This window comes from Reyranella sp. (assembly GCF_036558665.1).
Taxonomy (GTDB): Bacteria; Pseudomonadota; Alphaproteobacteria; order Reyranellales; family Reyranellaceae; genus Reyranella.
This window is the reverse complement of record NZ_DATBFE010000038.1, coordinates 56,772-81,745: the sequence shown is the minus strand read 5'-3', so window position 1 is coordinate 81,745 and position 24,974 is coordinate 56,772. Positions and strand designations below refer to the sequence as shown.

At 65.2% G+C, this 24,974-nt stretch carries 23 protein-coding genes; 17 read left to right on the top strand and 6 right to left on the bottom strand.

What is annotated here, in order from left to right:
* Nucleotides 1-8 precede the first annotated feature (8 nt).
* Entirely contained in the window at nt 9-1,232 is a 1,224-nt protein-coding gene (locus VH499_RS05880; protein ID WP_332051763.1) for an RNA polymerase sigma factor, read from the top strand.
* Here the strand turns inward: VH499_RS05880 and VH499_RS05875 are convergent.
* A complete protein-coding gene (locus VH499_RS05875; RefSeq protein WP_332051762.1) occupies nt 1,222-2,472 on the bottom strand; it encodes a class I SAM-dependent methyltransferase in 1,251 nt (416 codons plus the stop codon). The two genes, VH499_RS05880 and VH499_RS05875, sit on opposite strands and share 11 nt — an antisense overlap.
* Before the next feature lie 92 nt (nt 2,473-2,564).
* Here VH499_RS05875 and VH499_RS05870 point away from each other — a divergent pair, with 92 nt between their 5' ends.
* Entirely contained in the window at nt 2,565-3,125 is a 561-nt protein-coding gene (locus tag VH499_RS05870; protein WP_332051761.1) for an RNA methyltransferase, read from the top strand.
* A 49-nt stretch (nt 3,126-3,174) separates the two neighbouring features.
* Complete coding sequence (rlmN, locus tag VH499_RS05865) at nt 3,175-4,311, top strand: 23S rRNA (adenine(2503)-C(2))-methyltransferase RlmN (RefSeq protein WP_332051760.1); 1,137 nt, start codon at nt 3,175-3,177, stop codon at nt 4,309-4,311.
* Between the two features lie 69 nt (nt 4,312-4,380).
* On the opposite strand, the gene VH499_RS05860 is transcribed toward rlmN, so the two are convergent.
* Nucleotides 4,381-5,430: a class I SAM-dependent methyltransferase gene (locus VH499_RS05860; protein ID WP_332051759.1), complete on the bottom strand. Its 1,050-nt coding sequence runs from the start codon at nt 5,428-5,430 to the stop codon at nt 4,381-4,383.
* Between the two features lie 95 nt (nt 5,431-5,525).
* Between VH499_RS05860 and VH499_RS05855 the strand changes: the two genes are divergently transcribed.
* The 14 genes from VH499_RS05855 to phoB all read left to right on the top strand — a co-directional run bounded on the left by VH499_RS05855 (nt 5,526) and on the right by phoB (nt 21,214).
* Nucleotides 5,526-6,782 carry an argininosuccinate synthase gene (locus VH499_RS05855; RefSeq protein WP_332051758.1) on the top strand — a complete coding sequence of 419 codons (1,257 nt, stop codon included), beginning with the start codon at nt 5,526-5,528 and terminating at the stop codon, nt 6,780-6,782.
* Nucleotides 6,783-6,922: 140 nt separating this feature from the next.
* Nucleotides 6,923-7,648: a prolipoprotein diacylglyceryl transferase family protein gene (locus VH499_RS05850; protein WP_332051757.1), complete on the top strand. Its 726-nt coding sequence runs from the start codon at nt 6,923-6,925 to the stop codon at nt 7,646-7,648.
* A complete protein-coding gene (locus VH499_RS05845; protein ID WP_332051756.1) occupies nt 7,633-9,045 on the top strand; it encodes a radical SAM protein in 1,413 nt (470 codons plus the stop codon). Before VH499_RS05850 ends, VH499_RS05845 begins: the two co-directional genes overlap by 16 nt.
* On the top strand, nt 9,042-9,305 hold the full coding sequence (locus VH499_RS05840; RefSeq protein ID WP_332051755.1) for a hypothetical protein: 264 nt from the start codon (nt 9,042-9,044) through the stop codon (nt 9,303-9,305). The genes VH499_RS05845 and VH499_RS05840 overlap by 4 nt, the downstream gene beginning before the upstream one ends.
* Before the next feature lie 39 nt (nt 9,306-9,344).
* The gene (locus VH499_RS05835; RefSeq protein ID WP_332051754.1) at nt 9,345-10,037 is read left to right on the top strand and encodes a rhomboid family intramembrane serine protease; all 693 of its coding nucleotides are present in this window, start codon (nt 9,345-9,347) and stop codon (nt 10,035-10,037) included.
* Nucleotides 10,038-10,129: 92 nt separating this feature from the next.
* A complete protein-coding gene (locus tag VH499_RS05830) occupies nt 10,130-11,248 on the top strand; it encodes an efflux RND transporter periplasmic adaptor subunit (protein ID WP_332051753.1) in 1,119 nt (372 codons plus the stop codon).
* Nucleotides 11,249-11,266: 18 nt separating this feature from the next.
* Complete coding sequence (locus tag VH499_RS05825; protein ID WP_332051752.1) at nt 11,267-14,422, top strand: multidrug efflux RND transporter permease subunit; 3,156 nt, start codon at nt 11,267-11,269, stop codon at nt 14,420-14,422.
* Nucleotides 14,423-14,445: 23 nt separating this feature from the next.
* Nucleotides 14,446-15,837 carry an ATP-binding protein gene (locus VH499_RS05820; protein WP_332051751.1) on the top strand — a complete coding sequence of 464 codons (1,392 nt, stop codon included), beginning with the start codon at nt 14,446-14,448 and terminating at the stop codon, nt 15,835-15,837.
* Nucleotides 15,838-15,966: 129 nt separating this feature from the next.
* Nucleotides 15,967-17,010, top strand: a complete 1,044-nt coding sequence (pstS, locus tag VH499_RS05815) for a phosphate ABC transporter substrate-binding protein PstS (protein WP_332051791.1) — start codon at nt 15,967-15,969, stop codon at nt 17,008-17,010.
* Nucleotides 17,011-17,124: 114 nt separating this feature from the next.
* Nucleotides 17,125-18,060, top strand: a complete 936-nt coding sequence (gene pstC, locus VH499_RS05810; protein WP_414709751.1) for a phosphate ABC transporter permease subunit PstC — start codon at nt 17,125-17,127, stop codon at nt 18,058-18,060.
* 3 nt (nt 18,061-18,063) lie between these two features.
* Entirely contained in the window at nt 18,064-18,915 is an 852-nt protein-coding gene (pstA, locus tag VH499_RS05805) for a phosphate ABC transporter permease PstA (RefSeq protein WP_332051750.1), read from the top strand.
* On the top strand, nt 18,912-19,739 hold the full coding sequence (gene pstB, locus VH499_RS05800; protein WP_332051749.1) for a phosphate ABC transporter ATP-binding protein PstB: 828 nt from the start codon (nt 18,912-18,914) through the stop codon (nt 19,737-19,739). Before pstA ends, pstB begins: the two co-directional genes overlap by 4 nt.
* Before the next feature lie 24 nt (nt 19,740-19,763).
* The gene (phoU, locus tag VH499_RS05795; RefSeq protein ID WP_332051748.1) at nt 19,764-20,477 is read left to right on the top strand and encodes a phosphate signaling complex protein PhoU; all 714 of its coding nucleotides are present in this window, start codon (nt 19,764-19,766) and stop codon (nt 20,475-20,477) included.
* Between the two features lie 32 nt (nt 20,478-20,509).
* Nucleotides 20,510-21,214 (top strand): phosphate regulon transcriptional regulator PhoB, encoded by a 705-nt coding sequence (gene phoB / locus VH499_RS05790; protein WP_332051747.1) that lies wholly within the window; start codon nt 20,510-20,512, stop codon nt 21,212-21,214.
* A gap of 157 nt (nt 21,215-21,371) precedes the next feature.
* Here the strand turns inward: phoB and VH499_RS05785 are convergent, their stop codons facing one another.
* Genes VH499_RS05785 through VH499_RS05770 form a run of 4 tightly spaced genes read right to left on the bottom strand, consistent with a single transcriptional unit; the run spans nt 21,372 to nt 24,928 of the window.
* On the bottom strand, nt 21,372-22,760 hold the full coding sequence (locus tag VH499_RS05785; RefSeq protein ID WP_332051746.1) for an AmpG family muropeptide MFS transporter: 1,389 nt from the start codon (nt 22,758-22,760) through the stop codon (nt 21,372-21,374).
* On the bottom strand, nt 22,757-23,734 hold the full coding sequence (locus tag VH499_RS05780; protein ID WP_332051745.1) for an adenosine kinase: 978 nt from the start codon (nt 23,732-23,734) through the stop codon (nt 22,757-22,759). Before VH499_RS05780 ends, VH499_RS05785 begins: the two co-directional genes overlap by 4 nt.
* 28 nt (nt 23,735-23,762) lie before the next feature.
* The gene (locus VH499_RS05775; protein ID WP_332051744.1) at nt 23,763-24,158 is read right to left on the bottom strand and encodes a DsrE family protein; all 396 of its coding nucleotides are present in this window, start codon (nt 24,156-24,158) and stop codon (nt 23,763-23,765) included.
* Nucleotides 24,155-24,928: a molybdopterin-synthase adenylyltransferase MoeB gene (locus tag VH499_RS05770; protein ID WP_332051743.1), complete on the bottom strand. Its 774-nt coding sequence runs from the start codon at nt 24,926-24,928 to the stop codon at nt 24,155-24,157. Before VH499_RS05770 ends, VH499_RS05775 begins: the two co-directional genes overlap by 4 nt.
* Nucleotides 24,929-24,974: the final 46 nt, after the last annotated feature.

Below are 24,974 nucleotides of genomic sequence, written 5' to 3'. Positions count from 1 at the left end.
GCGCCCACATGGGCGTCGAAATCAACCGGCTCGTCGATTCGCTGGCCCGCGATTCGGCGAGCCGGCTGGTCGCCGCCCTGGCGCGGCGGCTGGGCGCAGGTCGCATCGCAGTCGCCGAGGACGCCGTCCAGCATGCCCTCCTGCAGGCGCTTTCCACCTGGCCGTTCAAGGGAGTGCCCGCAAAGCCGGAGGCCTGGCTGTCGGTCGTAGCGAGGAATCGTGCCCTCGATCTGGCGCGGTCCGAGGCGCGGCGCCTTCTGTTGGCGGATGAACTGATGCCGCTGGCCAATGCAAGTGCAGAGAACGAAGGTCGCTTCGATCGCGAGCTCAGCGACGACGAGCTGGCGCTTCTGTTCGCGGTCTGCCATCCCGCGTTGTCGCCGGAAATGCGCGTGACCTTTGCTCTCAAGACCGTCTGCGGCCTTACCGTGACGCAGATCGCGAGCGGCCTCCTGAGCGAGCCGACAGCCATCGCCCAGCGCCTGGCGCGCGCGCGACGGCAGCTCGCAGCCTCCAACGTCGCGATCGAGACGCCGCCGCCCGACCTTCTCGCCGATCGCGCCGAATCCGTGCGCACGGCGCTCTACCTCATGTTCAACGAGGGCTATTCCGCCTCGTCCGGCGCGGCGCTGGTGCAGCCCGAGTTCTGCGTCGAGGCGGTGCGATTGGCGCGGGCGCTGGCGCAGCATCCGATGACGGCGGGTCCCGCCAGCGACGCGCTGGCAGCCCTTCTCGCCATGACGGCGGCACGGTTGCCGACCCGCGTGGGACTGGATGGTGTGGCACAGCTCCTGGAGGACCAGCCGCGCGATCAATGGGACCATGGCCTGATCGCGCTCGGCCTCGCGCATCTCGAGCGTTCCGCACGGGGCGGCAAGCTGACGGTATGGCATCTGCGCGCCGAGATCGCGGCGCTGCATGCCACGGCGTCGAGTACTGCGCAGACCGACTGGCGCCGCATCGCGGAGATCTACGATCACCTGAGCGACCTCGATGCCTCTCCCGTCGTCGCCCTGGCTCGCGCGGTGGCCGTGGGCCGTGCCGAAGGACCAGCCGCCGGTCTCGCCGCGCTGCCCACGATCGACGGCAGCCCCTATGGTGAAGCGGCGCGCGGCGTCTTCCTGACGGAGTTGGGCCGCTGTGAGGAGGCGCGCCGCCACTTCGAAGCGGCTACGGCGCTTGCCCGCACCGAACCCGAGCGCCGCTTGATGGAGCGCCGGCTCAGGGCCTGAAGCGCAACAACAGGTGATTGACGCCGTTCAGCTTGACGTACAGGTCCTCGAACTGGGCGTAAAATTCTTCCCATTGCGGCAGGCTGCCCTGGGCGCCGAGGGAGGTATAGATCTCGGCCACCGAACGCCGGCCGTCGATTTCGGCGATAATGCGCGGCGCAAGCGCCGGCAACTGCGCGCGCCAGGGAAAGCCGTCGAGGTTGGCGACCAGGGGCGTGCCCGGTTGCAATCCCGCCGCAAGCCTCTTGGGATCCATCTCCCGCAGCACCGGGATCGCCTGCGTGTCCTCCGGCCGCGCCACCGTGTCGTAGCCCGCGCGCGTGGCATAGAAGATGTGGGTGCGCAGATTGCCCGCCAGGCGTTCTGCGAATGCGGCCCGTTCCATGAGCGGCAGCGAGCTCGCCTGCCGCGCGATCACCGGGTCGCTCATGTAGGTCGAGGGCTCGTAGCGCACGGGCTCGAGAAAGGCCACGACCCGCAGGCCGGCGTCGCCCGCCAGCCGGCTGATCTCGGGGACCGTGTAGGCGCGATCGCAACTATGCAGCAGAAGGTCGTACAAGCCCGCATCGCCGCCCGTGATGTGATCGTTGAGGTAGGGATTGCGGCGGAAGAGATTGGTCGTCGGCAGGAAGCGGATCAGCCGCTTGGTCATGGCGATGCGGTCTTCCATCGCCATCGAAGGCGGGGCGAGCGTGCGCAACAGTTCCTGCAGGGGATAGACGCCTGTGCGGCCATACTGGCCGTACACCATCACGCCGATGCCGCCCTCTGGCTGGAGGATGCTTGCCAGCGCCTGCATGCCCGCCTCAGGATCGGGTAGATGATGCAACACTCCCGTGCAGTCGATGTAATCGAATGTGCCGACGTTCATTTGCGGCAGGTCGAGCAGCGAGCCGGTCAGGAACTGGACGTTGCGCAGGCCGCGCGCCTTGGCCCGAGCCTCGCAGATCGTGCGCGAGGCAGTGGAAAGATCGAGGTAGACGACTTCGCCCGGACAACGGCGATCGACGAGTTGCTGCGCCAGCATGATGCAGGCATCGCCGGTACCGCCGCCGGCGACGAGCGCGCGAAAGGGCCTTTTGAAGTTCAGCCGACCGGCGAAGAGATAGTGATTGACCTCGAGGATGTGGCTCGGCGTGCCGGTGATCAGTCGGACCGCCTCGTCGCGTGGGTCGCGGGCCGGATAGGGCAACGCTTCGTATTGGGCGCGGACGTCTTCCAGCGGCGAGGGAACGGTCATTATAGCCTTGTTTCCGGGCAGGGGCGGCGCTACCCCCAAACGCAGGGCCGGGCGACGCGTGCCTACCGATTTCTGCAACAAAACGCGGGACCATGAAAGGCTATTTCGGCATCGGGGTGGAAGGCATCAGTAAGGCCATGAACGTGGGAACACTGTTCCGCACAGCCCATGCGTTCGGTGCATCCTTCGTGTTCACGCTTCGGGCTCAATACAACCGCCATGAAGGCTCCTTGAGCGATACTTCGGACACACCGCGCTCGGTGCCCACCTACCACTTCGCCGACCTCTCCACCTTCCGTCTGCCGCTCGGTTGCCGCTTGGTCGGGGTCGAGATCGTCGAGGACGCGATCGAGTTGCCGAGCTTTCGTCATCCACGCCAGGCGGCCTATGTCCTGGGAGCCGAGCGCGAGGGGCTGTCCACGGATGTGCGAGCCTGCTGCGACTACGTGGTGAAGATCCCGAGCCGGTTTTCAGTGAATCTGGGCATCGCCGGGGCCCTCGTCATGTACGACCGGTTGCTGACGCTCGGCCGCTACGCGCCGCGCCCAGTCGCCGAAGGGCCGCCGACCGAGGAGGTCCCTTTGCCGGCCTTCGGCGAGCCGATCTACAAGCGCAGGGCCCGCATCAGACAAAAGCTGCAATCAAAGCAATGAGATGCGCGGCTCTGGCGGACAGGACGGCGATGCACTATCTCAACCAGCCATGGCCCTCCTGCCTCCCGAGCCGCTGCAAATTGTCGAACCCTTCGCCGGCCGCAACGACATCCGGCCGAATCTGGTCGGGCTGCCGCGCGAGACCCTGAAGGCGGCGCTGGTCGAGGCGGGCCTCGAACCGTTCCGTGCAGGGCAAGTCTGGCAGTGGATCTACTGGCACGGCGTCACCGACTTCGAGCGGATGACCAACATCGCCAAGAAGACGCGCGAGCGGCTGGCCGAGCGATTCGCGATCGGGCGGCCCGAGATCGTGACCGAGCAGCGCTCGGTCGACGGCACGCGCAAGTGGCTGCTGCGCTTTGGCGACGGCAACGAGGCCGAGACCGTCAACATCCCGGAGGAGGACCGCGGTTCGGTCTGCGTTTCGAGCCAGGTCGGCTGCACGCTGAGCTGCAGCTTCTGCCATACCGGGACGCAGCCCCTGGTGCGCAACCTCGCGCCGGCCGAGATCGTCGGCCAGTTCATGGTGGCGCGCGACAGCTACGGCGAATGGCCGACGCCGATCGAGACGACGCGCATGCTCTCCAACATCGTCATGATGGGCATGGGCGAGCCGCTCTACAATTTCGACAACGTGGCGGCGGCGCTCAGGATCGTGATGGACGAACAGGGGATCGCCCTCTCCCGTCGTCGCATTACCCTGTCGACTTCGGGCGTCGTGCCGATGATTGCAAAGGTGGGCGAGGTGCTCGACGTCAATCTCGCTGTCTCGCTGCATGCCGTGACCGACGAGGTACGTGACACGCTGGTACCCATCAATCGCAAGTGGCCGATCGCCGAGCTGCTGGCCGCCTGTGCCGCCTATCCCGGCGCCAGGAACAGCCGCCGCATCACCTTCGAATACGCCATGCTGAAGGGCGTCAACGACAGTGACGCCGATGCGCGGGAGCTGGTGCGCCTTCTCGCGCCGATCCACGCCAAGGTGAATCTGATCCCTTTCAATCCGTGGCCGGGCGCGCCCTATGAATGCAGCTCCAACAACCGCACCCATCGCTTTGCGGAGATCGTGAACGCCGGCGGGCTCAGCGCGCCGGTCCGCACCCCGCGCGGCCGCGATATCCTTGCCGCGTGCGGCCAGCTCAGGAGCGCCAGCGCCCGCGGCCGGCGGGAAAAGGCGTGGCTGTAACGGGATTGGTCGAAGGAAATGCCCCTCGCTGCGCTCGGAGTGGGACGGCGTCTTTGACCAAAGGCGGAGTCATCCCGAGCGCGGCGAGGGATCTTTCCTGAACGCCGTCACCTTCGACAGGAAGGCGCGTTCGCTTGCAACGGCGGTGAGACCGGCATCGGTAGCCCAGGTCGCGACACTGCCGGCGACATAGTCGGCGTAGTAGGGTTCGTGGAAATAATGCGGAAAGAGGTCAAGCAGGCCGTCCCAGTCGGGTCGATCGCCCTTCTGCATGGAATCGACGATCACGACGAGACCATCCGACTTCAGCACCCGCGCCATCTCTGCAAGCGCCCGGACACGGATGTCGCGCGGTAGCTCGTGTAGCAGGAAGGAAGAAACGACGAGATCGAGACTGGCGTTGTCGAAGGGCAGCCGCTCCACTGCGCCTTCCATCAGCTTCACGCGCGCGGTGCGGCCGATCAGCCGGCGCGCTTCGGCGAGATAGGGCGCGCTGAGATCGAGGCCGACCAGCCTCAGCCCCGGCCAGGCGTTGTGCACGAATGCCAGCAGCCGGCCGGTGCCGCAGCCGACATCGAGGCCGCGCTGCCCACGCTGACTGCGGCCGGCCAGCCATTCGGCGATCGGCCTGAGCGCGCGCCGGCGCATGACGTCGGCGGCGCCGGTGAACAGCACCTCGACTTGCGTGTCGTAGAGCGTCGCCGAGTGGTCGCTGAGCCAGCCGTCGCTCTGGAAATGGAAGTTCTGCCGATAATAGCCCGGCAAGGCGTCGCCTTGCTCGCCGACCGGCAGCTCGTGGTCGAGCTCGCCGTGGCGGCGGGCATCGACCTTCGGCAGGTCGTTGAAATAGAGCAGGCTGCGGCGCAGGAATTCGCCTGGATCGGGGGTCAGCGCGGGCGGCTCGGGGAACAGGCCGGCCTCGATATCCTGCCATTCGCGCTCGAACAGGGCCCGCATGTCGGAGGTCATCTCGCCACGGCTCGGCATGGGCCCGATGGCAAAATCAGGCTTGGGCATAGGCTTCAGCAGCCGGCGCCCTGCTGCGTAGTGCCCGGCGTACCAGGCGACGCGGGCGGCCTGACGGGCCGCGTAGGAGAGTCGATCGAGAGAAGAAGCCATTTCCAGGGTCTTGCGGCCATTATAGCGCCTTGCGGGACGAAGGTCGGCGGCTATATTCGCGCGCTTCTCAGGACACGGCGGCGGCGAGGCGAGCCATGAGCGTTACTTATACCGGCCCCTACAAGAAGGGCGACATCAAGAAAGTCGTGCTGGCCTATTCCGGTGGCCTCGACACCTCTGTCATCCTGAAGTGGCTGCAGACGGCCTATGGCTGCGAGGTCGTCACTTTCACAGCCGACCTCGGCCAAGGCGAGGAGCTTGGCCCGGCACGCAAGAAGGCGGAGATGCTGGGCATCAAGCCCGAGAACATCTTCATCGACGATGTGCGCGAGGAGTTCGTGCGCGACTTCGTCTTCCCGATGTTCCGCGCCAACGCGCTCTACGAGGGCCAGTATCTGCTCGGCACCTCGATCGCCCGGCCGCTGATCGCCAAGCGCCAGATCGAGATTGCCCGCCGGACGGGCGCCGACGCCGTGGCTCACGGCGCGACCGGCAAGGGCAATGACCAGGTGCGCTTCGAGCTTTCCTATTACGCGCTGCAGCCCGACATCAAGGTGATCGCGCCGTGGCGCGAATGGGAGCTCACCTCGCGCACCAAGCTGCTGGAGTTCGCCGAGAAGCACCAGATTCCGATCGCCAAGGACAAGCGCGGCGAGGCGCCGTTCTCTGTCGATGCCAACCTCCTGCACTCCTCGAGCGAGGGCAAGATTTTGGAGGATCCTTGGCAAGAAGCCGACGACATCGTTTACCAGCGGACCATCGCGCCGGAGCAGGCGCCCGACAAGGCGACTTACATCACGCTCGACTTTCAGAAGGGTGATGCGGTGGCGATCGACGGCAAGGCAATGTCGCCCGCGACGTTGCTCACGAGGCTGAACGAACTCGGCAAGGCAAACGGCATCGGCCGTCTCGACCTCGTCGAGAACCGCTTCGTCGGCATGAAAAGTCGCGGTATCTACGAGACGCCGGGCGGCACCATCCTGCATGCTGCCCATCGTGGCATCGAGCAGATCACGCTCGATCGTGGGGCAGCGCATCTCAAGGACGAGTTGATGCCCAAGTACGCCGAACTCGTCTATTTCGGCTTCTGGTATTCGCCTGAGCGGGAGATGCTGCAGGCGTTGATCGACAAGAGCCAGGAGAACGTTACCGGTACGGTGCGGCTGAAGCTTTACAAGGGCAATGCAACGGTGGTCGGCCGCAAGTCTCCCAGGTCGCTCTATTCCATGCAGCATGTGACGTTCGAGGAAGACCAGGGCGCCTATGATCAGCGCGACGCCGAAGGCTTCATCAAGCTGAACGCGCTGCGTCTGCGCCTGCTCGCCGTCGGACAGGGCGAGCCGAAGAAGTAGAGCCATTCCTCCCTGCGCTTTGCGCGGGGAGGTGTCCGCATAGCGGACGGAGGGGTCATGAATCGACGCCGAGCGAACATGACCCTCCCGTCGCCGTATGACGGTGCCACCTCCCGAACTTCGTTGGGGAGGAAAACTGGGTGAGCTATTTCGGACTGCCCTATGTCCATGCCGTCTTCGACGTCGCGGCCTGGGTCGCCTCGATGACGGTGTTCTGGCTGACGACGCGCCATCTTCTGCCTGCCGACGCGTTGCCGGCGCACAAGGTGCCCCATCCGGGAGCCTACGCCGTTGCCGCGGGCGCCGGTGCGCTCTGCGGCGCCATGTTCTTCGGCACGGCCAATGCGCTGCTGTCCGGCGTGCATGCGCTGGGCTTCTCGATGGCGGGCGGCATTGCCGGCGCAATCGCTGCGGTCGAGGCATTCAAGCGCATCACCGGCGTCACGGGATCGACCGGGATCGCCTTCGCCGCGCCGTTCGCCGCCACGGTGGCCATCGGCCGGCTCGGCTGCTTTTTCTCCGGCCTGGCGGACTTCACCTACGGCACGCCGAGCTCGCTGCCATGGAGCGTCGACTTCGGCGACGGCATCCCCCGCCATCCGGTGCAGCTCTACGAATCGGCTGCCATGGCCGCGATGTTCGTGCTGCTGATCCAGCGGCTCCGTGCCCGCGATCGCTTCTGGCTTGCCAACGGATTCTATCTGACGGTCGGGTGGTACGCGCTGCAGCGCTTCGCCTGGGAGTTCCTCAAGCCCTATGCCAGCGTGATCGGGCCCTTGAACCTCTTCCACATGGTCTGCCTTGCCGTGCTCCTGTACGCTGCCCTGATGATCCGCAGCGGGAGCGGGGCATGTACGACGGCCTAGCGCGAAAGTCGGCGCCGTATCTTTTCCTCGGGCAGACGACGTCCCTGTGCGAGACCTGCCTCGGCCTCGTGCCGGCCAAGATCGTCGAGGAGGAAGGCCGCATCTACTACCTCAAGCGATGCGGCGAGCACGGCGTCATGAAGACGCTGGTGTCGGATGATCCGGTCTACTGGCGCCGCACGCTCGACTATCTGAAACCTGGCGATCGTTCCCTGGCACCGCAGACCCGAACGGAACGCGGCTGCCCGTGGGATTGCGGCCTTTGCCCCGACCATGAGCAGCATTCGTGCCTGGCGATCGTCGAGATCAACGAGGCGTGTAATCTGGCCTGTCCGGTGTGCTTTGCCGATTCGTCGCCCAAACGCACGACGCATCGCAGCCTGGCCGAGGTCAGCCGCATGCTCGATGCGCTGGTGGCGAGCGAGGGCGAGCCGGACCTCGTCCAGATTTCGGGTGGCGAGCCCACGCTGCATCCGGAAATCCTCCAGATCCTGGCGGCGGCCCGTAGCCGACCGATCCGGCATGTGATGCTGAACACCAACGGCATCCGCATTGCCGAAGACCAGACGTTCGTCGACGAGCTTGCTGGTCTCAGGCCGGGCTTCGAAGTCTATCTGCAGTTCGACTCCCTGAACGACGACGCCCTGAGGAATATCCGTGGCGCAGCCCTGTCGCGCATTCGCAGGCAGGCGCTGGCCAATCTCGAGGCGCGCGAGATTTCGACCACGCTGGTTTGTACGGTGAAGCGCGGCGTCAACGACCGGGAGATAGGCGACATCGTGCGCCATGCGCTCACCTACAAGTGCGTGCGCGGGATCAACTTCCAGCCGGTACAGGACGCCGGTCGCAACGACGGCTTCGATCCCAGGCGCAACCGGATCGTGCTGTCGGAGATTCGCCGGCGCATCGTCGAGGAGTCGGGCATTTTCGCCGACGGCGACATGATTCCGCTTCCTTGCAATCCGGCGTCGATCTCGATCGGCTATGGTCTGCGCGATGGCGACAAGGTAGTTCCGCTCACCTCGCTGGTGCCACGCGAGGCGTTGCTGCCCAGCATTCCCAATGCAATCTCGTTCGAGAAGTATCCCGAGCTGCGCCAGCGTTTCGTCGACCTCCTTTCGCTGTCGACCACGGATACCAACACCCGTGAACGGCTCGGCTCGTTGCTCTGCTGCCTGCCCGACGTGCCGATGCCTGAAGGCGCGGGTTACCAGAATGTCTTTCGGATCACGATCGTGGAATTCCTCGACCGCTTCAATTTCTGCCTCGCCAATGTCAAACGCTCCTGCATTCACTTCGTGACGCCGGACGGCAGCATCATTCCGTTCGACACCTACAATACCCTTTATCGCCCCGGTGCGGCCGGCAATCGGCGGTTGGCCGAGGCGCGACGATGAGCGGTCCCGTCGATCCGCCGCGACCACCGCCACCGCCGCCTTCGTTCGCTCCGGCACAACCGTCTCCGAACCGCGCGCTCGGCTGGTTCTTCGCGGTTTCGGGCGCCGTTGTGCTGCTGCTGACGCTGGGTTGCGTGCTTGCCGTCAGCGACGGCAATCCCTTCAGCGAGGATGGGGGCCTCGCCATCGTCTGCGGCTCGCCCACGCTCGCCTTGGGCGCGGTCTTTCTTTGGCTGGGCGCGCGCCGCCTAAAGCGCTAAGCAGTCGTCAGCAAGCGCCACGGATCGAACGGAGCTCCGATGCCTTTCGACGACATCAGACGCCATGGACCCGAACGCGGCGGCGCCCACGAGCGCGCGATCAATCTGCCGCCGGCGATTCTCTGGATCATCGGCCTCAATGTCGCCGTCCAGCTCCTGCGCGAGCTATTGAGCGAGGCTGTCGATAGCCGGCTCGTGATCGAGTTCGGGTTGGTGCCGACGGCCTATACCGGCCAGCCCGGCGCCGACTGGCTGTCGCTCGTGGCAGCGCCGTTCACGTACCAATTCCTGCATGGTGGCTGGGTCCATCTCGGCGTGAACATGCTGAGCCTTGCCGCGTTCGGCGCGCCGGTGGAGCGGTTCCTGGGGGTTCGGCGCTTCGTCGCCTTCTATTTATCCGCCGGCCTTGCGGCGGGTCTCGTTCATGTCCTGTCGTTTCCCGACTCGTCGGATCCCGTGGTAGGTGCCTCGGGTGCCATCAGCGGCGTGTTCGGCGCCGTGCTTGTCCTGCTGTGGCGGGTGGGACGCATGCCGTCGCTCCTGCCGGTCGCCGGCGTCTGGATCGCGCTCAACGTCTTCTTCGGCATCTTTGGCGGAACGCCGGGCGCCGGCGGCCAACCCGTCGCCTGGACCGCGCATATCGGCGGCTTCATCTACGGCCTGGTCGCGATCCGCATGTTCGCGCCACCATCGGCGCGGGAGGAACGGCCACCGCCGCAGCGGCCGCAGTAGCAAAGCGCTGGCGGATGCGCTATCGCAGAGCTGATGCTTCGGGGGAGACATCGACGATGGCAAGTAGCGGGGCTGTCTCTCTGATATCCCTGGTGGCGTTGGCTTTCTCACTCGCTGCCTGCAAGCCGGACAACAAGTTCGTGGCGCCGCCGCCGGCCGAGGTCTCGGTCGCGCTGCCGCTGCAGCAGAACGTCGTTCCCTATATCGAACAGACTGGCAATACCCAGGCCATCAACACCGTCGACCTCGTTGCCCGTGTCGAGGGTTTTCTGACGCAGATCGAGTACCAGGATGGCCAATTCGCCAGGAAGGGCGAGGCGCTGTTCAAGATCGATCCGACGACCTACGCGGCCAAGGTCAAGCAGGCCGAGGCGGAGCTCGCCTCTGCCAAGGCGTTGTTGCTGCAGGCCGAGGCCGAGTTCACACGGCAGGAGACCCTGCTGCGCCAAAACGTTTCCGCGCAGAACAGCTACGACCAGGCCAAGGCCAAGCGCGATTCGAACCTGGCCAACGTCGACAACCAGTCGGCCAATCTGGCTATTGCCCAGGCGAATCTGGACTACACGGGCGTGGTGGCGCCGTTCGACGGCATCGTGACCAAGCGGCTGGTCTCGGTCGGCGAACTGGTTGGAGCCAGTGGCCCGACCAAGCTTGCGACCATTGTCCAGCTCGATCCGATCTACGTCTCGTTCAATTTGAGCGAGCAGGATGCGCTCAACATCCGCAGCAACATTGCCAACCGCCGGCTCACGCTGGAGGAGCTGGGCAAGGTTCCGCTCGAGATCGGGCTGATGAACGAGGAGGGCTATCCGCACAAGGGACACCTCGACTATGTCTCGCCCAACGTCGACGCCGCGACCGGCACGATCCTGGTGCGTGGCGTGTTCGACAATCGCGATCGCACCCTGCTGCCCGGTTTCTTCGTGCGTGTGCGCGTGCCGGTCGGGCTCGCCGAGAAATCGGTGCTGGTGGTGCCCGACCGTGTGGTGGCCGAAGATCAGGCCGGCCGTTACCTGATGGTGGTGGACAAGGAAGACGTGGTCGAGCAGCGGCGCGTCAAGACAGGGCAGCTCCTGGCCGGGAATCTCCGGACCATCGAAAGCGGCCTGACGGCGGAGGACCGCGTCGTCGTGACGACCAACGGCCGCGCCATCCCCGGCGCGAAGGTCGTGCCGAAGCAGACCGTCATTCAGGCGCCTGCAGCGAAGTAGCAGAACGGGCGCGCGGCCATGATCTCCAAGTTCTTCATCGACCGGCCGGTGCTCTCCAACGTACTGGCCATCCTTTTCGTCCTGATCGGCGGTGTCGCGCTGATCGGTCTTCCGGTCGCCCAATATCCCGATATCGTGCCGCCCACCGTGCAGGTGACGACGACTTACCCGGGCGCCTCCGCCGACACGGTCGTCAACAATGTCGCGCTGCCGATCGAACTGCAGGTGAACGGGGTCGACCGCATGATCTACATGCAGTCGACCAGCACGGATTCGGGCGCCTACACGCTCACCGTGACGTTCGAGATCGGCACCGACCTCGATTTCGCTCAGGTGCTGGTCCAGAACCGGGTCAGCGCCGCCCTCGCCGCGCTGCCGCAGCCGGTCCAGGCGCAGGGCGTGACCGTCCAGAAGCGATCGACGTCGATCCTCGAGATCGTGGCCCTCAGCTCTCCCGACGAGCGGTTCGACAATCTGTTCATGAGCAACTACGCCACCATCAACCTGGTGAACGAACTGGCCCGCGTGCCGGGCGTGGGCAATGTCACGGTGCTGGGGGCGGGCCAATATTCGATGCGGATCTGGATGGATCCGCAGAAGCTCTACAGCTACAGCCTGACGCCGGCCGACATCATTCAGGTGGTGCAGTCGCAGAGCCAATCGGTCACCGCGGGCCAGGTCGGTACGCCGCCGGCGGCCAAGAGCCAGAACTTTCAGTACACGGTCGATATCGAGGGTCGCCTCGCCGATCCTGTGCAGTTCGAAAACATCATCGTCAAATCGGAAGGCAGCGACGGCGGCCGCATATTGCGGTTGAAGGACGTGGCCCGCGTCGAGCTCGGCGCCCAGACCTATGCCCAGAATTTCCGACTCGACGGCAAGCCGGGCGCCGGCATCGCCATTTACCAGTCACCCGGCGCCAATGCGCTTCAGGTGGCCGATGCCGTTCACCGGAAGATGGAGCAACTGAAGAAGGCCTTTCCGCAGGGCCTGACCTATGTCGTGCCCTTCGATACCACCACCTTCGTCAAGACCTCGATCCACGAGGTGTTCATGACGCTGATCGAGGCCGGCATCCTTGTGCTGATCGTGATCGTGGTGTTCCTCCAGGACTGGCGCGCCATGCTGGTGCCGGCGACCACCATTCCAGTCACCATCATCGGCGCTTTCGCCGCCATGGCTGCCCTGGGGTTCACGATCAATCTTTCGACGCTGTTCGGCATCGTGCTGGCGATCGGCATCGTGGTGGACGATGCCATCGTGATCGTCGAGGGGGTGTCCCGGCATATCGAGCGCGGCATGTCTGGTCACGATGCGGCGGTGAAAGCGATGCAAGAGCTGTTCGGACCGGTGATCGGCATCACCCTCGTTCTGATGTCGGTCTTCATACCGGCGTCGTTCGTGCCAGGCCTCACCGGCAGGATGTTCGCCCAGTTCGCGCTGGTGATCGCGGCCACGGCCTTCATCAGCGCCGTCAACGCCGCCTCGCTGAAGCCGACGCAGTGCGCCCTGTGGCTGCGCCCGGCCGTGCCCCCCGAGAAGCGCAATGTATTCTACCGCGCCTTCAACGCGGCCTATGACTCCTTCGAGCGCGGCTACAGCTTCATGGTCGGCGGCATGGTCAAGCGCAGCGCTCTGATGGTGCTGCTGGCCTTGTTGCTTGCCGGCCTCGGCGGCTGGGGCGTGGCGCGCCTGCCCGGCGCCTTCATTCCCAACGAGGATCAGGGCTACCTGCTGGCTGGCGTCCAGCTTCCCGACGGCGCATCGCTCGAGCGCACGAGTGCGGCATTGCAGGAGGTGACGCGCATCGCCAAGGCTACGCCGGGCGTGCAGCAGGTGGTGACGATCGCCGGCATGTCGCTGCTCGACAACAATGCTGCCCTGGCCAACGCGGGAGTGGCCTACATCGTCCTTGCCGACTGGGATGCCCGTGGCAAGGAAAAGGGTCAGGACGTCCGGTCGATCGCCCAGAGCCTGATGCATGCTCTTTCGACCCTGGAAGATGGCAGAGGGTTCGTGCTTGCACCGCCGCCGATCCAGGGCATCGGCAACGTCAGCGGCTTCCAGATGCAGGTCGAGCAGCGCGACGGCAGCTTCGATCTGGTGAAGCTGCAGGATGTCGCCCGCGATCTCGTCGACCAGGCCCGCACCCAGACTGCGATCGCGAACCCGATCAGCTCTTTCCGCGCCGGCGCACCGCATCTCGACGTCGAGGTCGATCGCTCCAAGGCGGAGACCCTCAAGGTTCAGGTGGGCGACGTCTTCTCGACCCTGTCGGCCTACCTGGGATCGACGTATGTCAACCGGTTCAACAAGTTCGGATTGAGCCTCCAGGTCTATGTGCAGGCCGATTCGCAGTTCCGGGCGCGGCCCGAGGACATACTGAAGCTCAATGTCCGCAGCAGCGACGGCAAGATGGTGCCGATCGGCGCGCTTGCCCGTCTGCGGCCGGCGCAAGGGGCCTCCATCATCAACCTCTACAATCTCTATCCCTCGGCGTCGGTGGTCGGAGCGGCGGCCCCGGGTTTCAGCTCGGGCGAGGCGATGGGCCTGATGGGCGAGGTGGCCGAGCAGACCCTGCCGCCGGGCATGGCCTACGAATGGACGGCGATGTCGTATCAGGAGCACATCGTCGGCAATCAGATCCTGTACGTTTTCGGCCTTGCCATCCTGCTCGTCTACCTCTGTCTTGCGGGCCAGTACGAGAGCTGGATCGCCCCGTTGAGCGTCATCTTCGCTGTGCCGTTGGCCCTGATCGGGCCGGCTGTCGCATTGGGTGTCTTGGGCGCGGCGAACAACCTCTACACCCAGATCGGGTTGATGCTGTTGATCGCGCTCAGCGCCAAGAATGCCATCCTGATCGTCGAGGTCGCGCGCGAGCTACGGCTGCTCGAAGGCAGGCCGATCGCGGAGGCCGCGCTGGAGGCGGCAAGAACCCGACTGCGGCCGATCCTCATGACGTCGTTTGCCTTCATTCTCGGCGTGGTGCCGCTGGTCACGGCAAGTGGTGCCGGCGCCGCGGCCCGCGTTTCGCTCGGTCTTTGCGTATTCAGCGGCATGATCGCCTCGACGTTTCTCGCCGTGCTGTTCGTGCCCTCCTTCTTCGTCGTCCTGCAGCGCCTCGAAGAGCGCCGGAAGGGCGCGAAGATGTCGGTCCACCCCTCGCGCGTCTGACCGCGCCGGAGTAGGAGGGGAGGATGCCCGACCAGGCGCTCCCGCTCAGCCGCCATCTCGCCGCCAATGCCGTCGTTCTGGCACCCTCCTATGCCGCGCTGGCCGGGCTTCATTGGGGCGGCGCGCTCGCCGTGGGGCCCGCGCTGATCGCGGCAGCCGGTATTGCCGTCGTCTCGGTCATCCTGGTGCAGCGCTACCTCGCGTCCCTCGCGCGGTTCGCCCGGTTCGTGAGCGAGCTTTCCGGCGAAGAGGAGCCGACGATGCCGAGGCTCGAATTCGCACCGGCCACCGAGGAGCTCGCGGCCGCTGCAGCAACGCTGGCCGCGGGGTGGCGTCGCCAGCGGGCCTCGATCGACAATCTTGCCGCTTCGGCACAGGCGATCGTCGATGGGCTGCCCGACCCGCTGATCGCGGTCGATCGCCAACGACGCATTGTGCGCACCAATCGCGCCGCTCTCGCTGTGCTGGGGCCAATCGTCGCCGACCGCGATCTGTCGACGGTGCTGCGCCATCCCGAGTTGCTTTCGGCGATCGATTCCCTTCTCGCGGTGGCAGGCGGCGATTTCATCGGACCGGACCAGGCGGCCGTCGAGCTCGTGCTGTCGGGGGCACCCGAGCTGGACGTGATCGCCCACGTCCGTCGGCTGCCGCGCGCCGCGGCTGACGGATCGTTGGCCCTGATCGTGCTGCATGACACGACAGCGCTCAGGCGGGCGGAGCGCATGCGCGCCGATTTCGTGGCCAATGCCAGCCACGAACTCAAAACTCCGATCGCGGGACTGCTGGGTTTCATTGAGACGTTGCGCGGCCCGGCTCGCGACGATGGGCCGGCGCGCGATCGCTTCCTCGGCATCATGGTCGAGCAGGCCGATCGCATGCGGCGCCTGGTCGACGACCTCCTGATGCTATCGCGCATCGAGCAACACGAACATGCCCGGCCCGAGGCCGCCGTCGATCTCGGCCGCGTGCTGGCGGGTGTGCGGGATCTGCTGCAACTCAAGGCGTCGTCGCGCGATGTCGCAGTCGAGTTCGCCATCGATCCCACGCTGCCGCGAGCGGTGGGCGACTACGACGAGCTCACCATCGTGTTCCAGAACCTGATCGACAATGCGATCAAATACACCAGACCCTCGACGACGGTGCGTGTGGAAGCGCGACCGGTCGAGGAGGGCCGCGTTTGCGTCGCCGTCGGCGACGAGGGTGACGGCATTCCCGCTGAGCATCTGCCGCGCCTCACCGAACGTTTTTATCGTGTGGATGCGGCCCGCTCCCGCCAGCTTGGCGGGACCGGGCTCGGCCTTGCCATTGTCAAACATGTGCTGAACCGCCACCGCGGCCGGTTGGATATCCGGAGCACGCCGGGCAAGGGGTCGATCTTTACCGTCATCCTGCCGGCCCTGGGCAGGGAACAGTAGAACCTCGGCCGTGGTCTATGGCCCCCTGGGGCCGTCATTGAACTGTCATACAACTGTCATAGGGAAGAGACCTGAGCCTCCTAGTGCAGTCGCGTTCGACTCGAACAAGGGAGAGGACTCGTGAGATTCATCGGGATTGCCGCTTTGGCGACGGCCGCCACGTTGGCGACGTCGTCGTGGACAGCCCATGCCGGAGACCTGTCCGGCGCCGGCTCGACCTTCGCCTATCCGATTTTGGCCAAGTGGGCGGATGCCTACAAAAAGCAGACCGGCGTCGGGCTGAATTATCAGTCGATCGGGTCAGGCGGTGGTATCAAGCAGATCAAGAACAAGACCGTGACATTCGGCGCTTCCGACGCGCCCTTGCCGGGCAAGGAGCTTGACGAGGCCGGTCTCGCACAATTCCCGATCATCATGGGCGGCATCGTCCCGGTGGTGAATATCGAGGGTGTGAAGCCTGGCGATCTGGTGCTCGATGGCGCCACGCTTGCCAGGATCTACCTCGGCGAGATCAAGAGATGGAATGATCCTGCCATTGCGCAGCTGAACCCGGGCGTCAAGCTGCCGTCCCAGGCCATCGCGCTGATACACCGCTCGGACGGATCGGGCACGACCTTCAACTTCACTTACTATCTTGCGGACGCCAGTCCCGAGTGGAAGTCGAAGGTGGGCTCCAATACAGCGGTCCAGTGGCCGGCCGGCATTGGCGCCAAGGGCAATGAGGGCGTCGCCAACAACGTTGGTCAGACCAAGGGCTCCATTGGCTACGTCGAATACGCCTATGCCAAGCAGAACAAGCTCACCTTTACGAAAATGACGAACAAGGCCGGCAAGACCGTGTCGCCGACCTTCGAGACGTTCCAGGCCAGTGCTGCCAGCGCCGACTGGAAGTCACAACCGGGCTACGGCGTGATTCTCGCCAACCAGGCCGGCGAGCAGTCATGGCCGATCACCGCCTCGACCTGGATCCTGTTGCACAAGAAGCCGGCCGATCCCTCGGCAATGGGCGAGGCGCTGAAGTTCTTCGCGTGGTCCTACGGCAAGGGGCAGGACATGGCGAAGGAACTCGATTACGTGCCGCTGCCCGCCAATGTCGTCGCCGACGTCGAAAAGATGTGGACTGCGGACATCAAGGACGGCAGCGGCAAGCCGCTGTTCGCCGCGACGCCCTGAAAAGGGGTCCTTTGGGCCGCGCGGGCGGGGGCCCTTTCAACCTGCGCGAGGGAGCGTAGAGTGTCAGAAGTGGCATTGAACGACACCAATGTCGCGGGCACCGTCGCAAGTCGGGTGTCCGCGCTGAATCGACTGCGCGCGACCGACATTGCGTTCCGGAACTTGACGCGCATCGCGGTGTTCGCGGTCCTGGCCTTGCTGAGCGGCGTTATGCTTGCGCTCGTGATAGGCTCGGTGCCGGCGTTCAGGGCTTTCGGCATCTCCTTCGTTGCCACCGAAGTCTGGAATCCCGTTACCGAGAAGTTCGGCGCCCTGGCGCCGATCTACGGCACGCTGGTCACGTCGTTCATCGCCATGGTGATTGCCGTGCCGGTGGGACTGATGATCGCTTTCTTCCTCACGGAGCTCTGCCCGCCGGGGCTGCGCCGGCCGATCGGCATAGCGATCGAGTTGTTGGCGGGCATTCCCAGCATCATCTACGGCATCTGGGGCCTGTTCGTCTTCGCGCCCTTCCTGCAGAAGCACGTCCAGCCTTTCCTGATCGAAACGTTCGACGGAGTGCCCGGCTTGCAGGATCTGTTGGCGGGCCCGCCGTACGGTATCGGCCTGCTGACGGCGGGCTTCATCCTGGCGATCATGGTGCTGCCCTTCGTGACGGCGATCTCGCGTGACGTATTCGACGCGGTCCCTGCAGTCCTGAAGGAGGCGACATACGGCCTCGGCTGCACCACCTGGGAAGTTTTCAAGCATGTCACCCTTCCCTACACCCGCGGGGGTGTGATCGGCGGCGTGATGCTGGGGCTGGGTCGCGCGCTCGGCGAGACCATGGCCGTCACCTTCGTGATCGGCAACGCGCACAACGTTTCTGCGTCCATCCTGGCGCCCGGCACGACCATTTCGGCCTCGATCGCCAACGAGTTCACGGAAGCGGTAGGCGACCTCTACACGTCGTCGCTGATCGCTCTCGGCCTGATCCTGTTCATGATCACTTTCATCGTCCTGGCAATCGCGCGGCATATGCTGCTGCGTCTCCAGCAGGAAGGCCGTTGACCCATGGCCAGCAGCCGCACCGGCACCCTTTATGCAAAGCGTCGTCTCGGCGACGCCGTCGCCAAGGGCTTCGCCTATGCGGCGGCCGCCTTCGGGCTCGGCTGGCTTGTTTTGATCCTGGCCGTGCTGGTCTTCCGCGGCCTCGATGGTCTGTCGCTGGCGGTGTTCACCCGGGACACACCACCGCCGGGTTCCGATGGCGGCCTGCTGAACGCCATCGTCGGCAGCATCGCCATGACGGTGCTGGCGATCGCCATCGGTACGCCGATCGGCATTCTCGCCGGGACCTACCTCGCCGAATACGGCCGGCACGGCAAGCTGGCGAGTGTCGTACGCTTCATCAATGACATCCTGCTGAGCGCGCCGTCGATCGTGGTCGGCCTCTTCATCTACGAGGTCATGGTGGTGCCGATGGGCCATTTCTCGGGCTACGCCGGCGCGGTGGCGTTGGCCGTGATCGTGATTCCGGTCGTGGTACGCACCACCGAGGACATGCTGCTGCTGGTGCCTGATACGCTGCGCGAGGCCGCAGCGTCGATCGGCCTGCCGCGCGCGCATATGATCGTGCGCATCGCCTACCGCGCGGCGCGCGCCGGCATCGTCACCGGCGTTCTGCTCGCCGTCGCGCGCATCAGTGGCGAGACCGCGCCGCTTCTGTTCACTGCTCTGAACAACCAGTTCTGGAGCCTGAATATGAACGCGCCGATGCCTAGCCTGCCGGTCGTGATATTCCAGTTCGCGCTGTCGCCATACGAGGAGTGGCAGCGGCTCGCCTGGACGGGGGCGCTCCTGATCACCGTCTCCGTCCTGGCGCTCAGCATCATCGCCCGCACTCTCACCGCGAGAAGAACATGAACGTCGCCTCGCCCAACGCGCCTCCCGCCGCGCCGGTTGGCGTCCCAACCGGCGCCAATCCTGCAGGGCTCATCGAAAGAGTCTCGATCCGCAATCTCGAATTCTTCTATGGTGATACGCGCGCCCTCAAAGGGATCGACCTTTCGCTCTACGCCAACAAGACGACGGCCTTCATCGGTCCATCGGGCTGTGGCAAGTCCACCCTGCTGCGCGTCCTGAACCGCATGTATGATCTCTATCCGGCCCAGCGCGCCACCGGGGAGGTGATGTTCGACGGGGAGAACCTTCTCGACGCGGACGTGGACATCAATCTTCTGCGCGCACGCATCGGCATGGTGTTCCAGAAGCCGACGCCGTTTCCGATGTCGATCTACGAGAATATCGCGTTCGGCATCCGCTTGTACGAAAAGCTGCCGCGTGCAGAGATCGATTCTCGCGTCGAGCTGGCCCTGCGCCGCGCTGCGCTGTGGGACGAGGTGAAGGACAAGCTCGGCGCATCGGGCCTCGGCCTGTCGGGCGGCCAGCAGCAGCGCCTGTGCATCGCGCGAACCGTTGCCGTCAAGCCCGAGGTCATACTGCTCGACGAGCCCTGCTCGGCGCTCGACCCGATCTCGACGGCCAAGATCGAGGAGCTGATCGACGAGTTGAAGCAGGACTACACGATCGTGATCGTGACCCACAACATGCAGCAGGCGGCGCGCGTTTCCGACTTCACCGCCTTCATGTACCTCGGCGAGCTGATCGAGTTCGGCGTCTCGGAGAAGATCTTCACGGCGCCAACCGAGAAGCGCACGCAAGCCTATATCACCGGCCGGTTCGGCTGACGGAATCGTGAAAGGGACCTCGACATGGCGAGCGACCACATTCTGAAGCGTTTCGACCAGGAACTGGAGCGACTCAACGCCACGATCAACGAGATGGGTGGTTTGACCGAAAGCCAGTTCGCCAAGGCGCTGGCCGCCGTGCGCGAGCGCGACACGGCGACCGCGGAGGAGGTGATTGCCGACGATGCGCGCGTCGACGCCCTCGACGTGGCCGTACAGGAACAGACCGTGAAGCTTCTGGCATTGCGCCAGCCTATGGCGGTCGACCTGCGCGTGGTGCTGTCGTCGATCAAGATCGCGGCGGCGCTGGAACGCATTGCCGACTACGCCAAGAACACGGCCAAGCGCAGCATCGTCTTGTCGCAGGGGGTGGCGCCGGCCGCGGCTGTGGCGGGCATCGACCGCCTCGGCCGCCTGGTACGAGGCGCGCTGAAGGACGTGCTCGACGCCTTCGCCGACGATGACGTCGCCAAGGCGCGCGACGTGTGGAACCGCGATGAGGAGATCGATCAGGTCTACACCGGCCTGTTCCGCGAGCTGCTCACCTACATGATGGAAGATCCGCGCACCATCACGTCGTGCACCCATCTCATGTTCATGGCCAAGAACATCGAACGGGCAGGCGACCATGTCACCAACATCGCCGAGCTGGTGAACTTCCGGAGTACCGGCCAGAATTTTGCCGAGGCTCGCCGCAAAGGCAGCAGCGCGCTCTACACAACGGATGCCGCCTCATGAGCGTGACCGCAACTACGCCCTCTCGCCGTGAGATGCGGACGACATCGACGAAGCCGCGTGTACTGGTCGTCGAGGACGAGAGCGCGCTCGTCGAGCTCCTGCGCTACAATCTCGAGCAGGCCGGTTTCAACGTCTCCGTGGCGTATGACGGCGAGGAGGCGCTGGCTTCGGTGCAGGAGGACTCGCCGGACCTCGTTCTGCTCGACTGGATGCTGCCGCTGATGTCGGGCATCGAGGTCTGCCGCCAGCTGCGCCGCAAGACCGCGACTGCGAACCTGCCGATCATCATGCTGACCGCGCGCGGCGAGGAGGGCGACCGCGTGCGCGGACTCGATGCCGGCGCCGACGACTACGTCCCCAAACCCTTTTCGCCGACCGAGCTCGTGGCGCGCATCCGCGCGGTGCTGCGGCGCATACGCCCAGCCCTGGCCGACGAGGCACTGAACTACGCCGATATCGTCATGGATCTCGTCGCCCATCGAGTCACGCGGAGCGGCAAGCCCATCCATCTCGGACCGACTGAATTTCGCCTGCTGCGTCATTTCATGGAGCACCCCGGCCGCGTTTTCTCGCGCGAGCAGCTGCTCGACGCGGTGTGGGGCAAGGAGGTCTATGTCGAGGCGCGCACTGTCGATGTCCACATCCGACGCCTGCGCATCGCGCTGAACGGCGGCAACAACGCCGACCTGATCCGCACCGTGCGGGCAGCGGGATATGCGCTCGATGCACAGACCTGACGCTTGTCCACAGGTCCGGTCATGGTTTTGTAGCTTCGTGCGGCAAGTGACCTTCGCCCGTTCCGCGCCGGCCTCACCCCACGCCGCGCGCCGGAACAGGCAGGTTCCCGCGACGCCTGGATAGCCGTTGCCGCAGTCTCACCTGCCCCTCCTTCGGTCACGAAGGAGGGGCTTCTTTTTCGAAATGCCGCCGGACGACCAGTGCGAGCAATAGTGCCGGCAGACCAAGCAGGGCAGTGTAGACGAAGAAGACCGCATAGCCGCCGAACTTGTGGTCCGCTGGCGTTGCCCCCTGCAGTGTGTCAACGATCCAGCCCGAGTAGCCGGCGATCAGCTTGCCGGGCAAGGTCATGATCGAGCTGAACAGAGCGTACTGCGTCGCGGTATAGGCGGCGTTGGTCAAACCGGACAGGAAGGCGATGAACACCGATCCCGCCATGCCTGTCACGAGGTTGTCGATGCTGATGGCCGCCGTGAGAACGAGCTGGTCGGGCGTGCCCAGCCAGGCGAGCCAGGCGAAGGTTAGGTTCGACACGGCAATCAGAAAGACCGATGGCGCGAGAAGCCGCGAGGCGCCAATGCGGAAAACCAGCGCGCCGCCCAGCAACGCCCCCAGGATGGACATCACGAAGCCGTAGATCTTGGTGACATTGGCGATCTGCTGCAGCGTGAACCCCATGTCGATGTAGAAGGGGTTCGCCATCACGCCCATGGCGATGTCGCTTAGCCTGAAAAGGCCGATGAACGCGAGCAGCGTGACGCCGTGCCAGCGATAACGGACGAAGAAATCGACGAACGGGCATACGATCGCGCCGTAGAGGAAGATCAGTGGCTCACGCAGCGCGGCGCCGATGGCGGCGTGCCGTTCGGCAAAGGCCGCGACCTTGCCTTCGCGTTCCCTTGTGCCGACGGCGGCGAGTTTCGGAGGTTCCGGAATCACGATCGTCGTTACGATGCCGACCAGTGCCAACGCTGCCATTATGCGATAGGCGAGCGGCCACGAGCCGAATTCGGCAATGTAGAGGGCGCCGGCTCCGGCGGCGAGCACGGCGATTCGGTAGCCGAGCTGGTAGGTCGCTGCGGTCGCGCCCTGCAGGCTCTCGTCTGTCGCCTCGATGCGGAAGGCATCCAGCGCGATGTCCTGCGTCGCCGACGAGAAGGCGACGACCAGCGCGAACACCACCAGCCACCAAAGGTCGGTACGCGGATCGCAGAACGACATTGCCAGCAACCCGAGCCCGATCGCCGACTGTGCCAGCAGCATCCACGAGCGCCGGCGGCCGAGCCGGCGCGTCAGCACAGGTAGCGGAACGCGATCGACGACCGGCGACCAGACGAACTTGAAGGAGTAGGTGACGCCGATCCAGCTGATGAAACCGATCGCCGTCCGGCTGACGCCGAACTCGCGCAGCCACGCGGACAGGGTCGAGAAGACCAGCAGGAACGGCAGGCCCGCCGAGAATCCCAGGAACAGCAGCGTGACGACACGCGGATGCGTGTAGGTCGCGAGCGTCTCGCTCCAGTCGCGCTTCGCCTGGCTCCTCAAACGAGCTCCCGCAGCGGCTTCTCCGGTCGCGCGCCGACGTGGGAGATGACCTCGGCGGCAGCGATGCCGCCCAGACGCGCGCATTCGGGCAGGGGCTTGCCGTGGGTGAAACCGTGCAAGAAGCCTGCGGCATAGAGATCGCCGGCGCCGGTCGTGTCGATCACCTTGGCGACGGGCATGGCAGCAACGGCATGGGTCTCGCCGCCCATGACAACGACCGAGCCTTTCTCGCTCCGTGTCAGGGCGGCGACCTTGGCTTCCCTGCGCGTCGCCTCAAGCGCCGACTCGAAGCTGTCGACCTGGTAGAGCGATTTGATCTCGCTCTCATTGCCGAAAAGGATGTCGACCTTGCCGCGGATCAGCGCGCGGAACTCGTCGCGATAGCGATCGACACAGAACGAATCGGACAGCGTGATCGAGACCAGGCGGCCGGCGGCGTGGGCCGCGTCGAACGCTTTCAGCACCGCCTTCTTGGCTTCCGGTGCATCCCAGAGATAGCCCTCGACATAGGTCACTTGCGCGCCGCCCACGATCTCGGGCTCGATATCGGCGGGTCCGAGCCCGGTACAGGCGCCGAGATACGTGTTCATGGTGCGTTGCGCGTCGGGCGTCACCACGATCAGGCAACGCGCGGTGGCCGGCCCCGAGCTTGCGAGCGGCGTGTCGAAGGCGACGCCCGTTGCCCGCATGTCGTGGGCGAACACGGCGCCGAGCTGGTCGTTGCGCACCTTGCCGATATAGGCGCCCTTGCCGCCGAAGGAGGCGACGCCCGCCATGGTGTTGCCGCACGAGCCGCCGGACATCTCGATGCCCGGCCCCATGGCGGCATAGAGCGTCTCGGCGCGCGCCTCGTCGATCAGTGTCATGCTGCCTTTGTTCAGCGAATGCTTGGCAAGAAAGGCATCGTCGGCATGGCTGATGACATCGACGATGGCATTGCCGATTCCCAGCACGTCGAAGGCGGCAGATGTCATGAAGTCTCCGGAGCGGTTCGAGGGGCAACTACAATGTCAGCAAGTGCATGCCGGGTTTGGTTTCTTCCAGCAGGGTCACGATGCCGGCGACCGTGAACGGCACGTCGGCTCGCAACTGGCTCCGCTCGATGCCGAGCGCGCGCAGCCCCATCTCGCACACGATGAAGCGCGCGCCAAGCTCGATGCAGGCCTGCAGGAGCGTCTCGAAGTCGCCGACACGGCGTTCCCGCATGAGCGCGTCGCGGCCCCAGCCGTCGAGGCCGGGCGGTGGGCCGGTGAGCGCGCGCAGGCCGCCCATGGTGAAGAACAGCACGGCCGGCTGGTTCACGGCCAGAGCCGCGCTCGCAAGTGCCAGTGCATAGTGGACGCTCTCGAAGTCGCCGGAGCGCACGATCAGGGACAGGCCGCCCTCGTTGCTTGTCATCGCTTCCCGCAGGTCGGGCAATCGGAACGCTTGGTGATGGCCATCTCGTCGAACGCGGCGTCGAGGGCATCGTAGGTCAGAAGCCGGCCCGACAGCGAGCGACCGATCCCCAGGATCTCCTTCACCACTTCCGTCGCCTGCAATGCACCGAGGGTGCCCGCCAGTGCGCCGAGCACACCTGCCTGGGCGCAACTTGGCACCGAGTCCTCCGACGGGGCTGCCGGGAAAATGCAGCGCAGGCAGGGATGACCATCGCCCTGCCAGGCCTTGTAGGTCGAGATCTGGCCATCGAAACGAAGGATCGCCGCAGAAACCAGGATCTTCTTGAGGTGATAGCATGTGTCGTTCAACAGGTAGCGCGTGGCGAAATTGTCGCTACCGTCCGCCACCACATCGTAGCCGGCCACGATGTGCTCGGCGTTGGCTGTCGTCAGCCGTTCCTTGTGGGCGCAGACCTTCACTTCGGGATTGATGTCGCCCAAGGTGCGTCGTGCGCTGTCGGCCTTCGAGATGCCGATATCGCTGGTGCGATGGATGATTTGGCGCTGCAGGTTGGAGAGATCGACCGTATCGTCGTCGACCACACCCAGCGTGCCAATGCCCGCGGCGGCCAGATATTGCAGTGCGGGCGCGCCAAGTCCGCCGGCCCCGATCACCAGCACCCTGGCGGCAATCAGCCGGCTCTGGCCCACACCACCGATCTCCGGCAGCACGATATGGCGCGCATAACGTCTGATCTGCGCCTCGGTCATATCGGGTAACACCGTCATGGCGCGGTTATAGCATGGTGCGGCAGGCTGGTTGGCTGCTACAGCG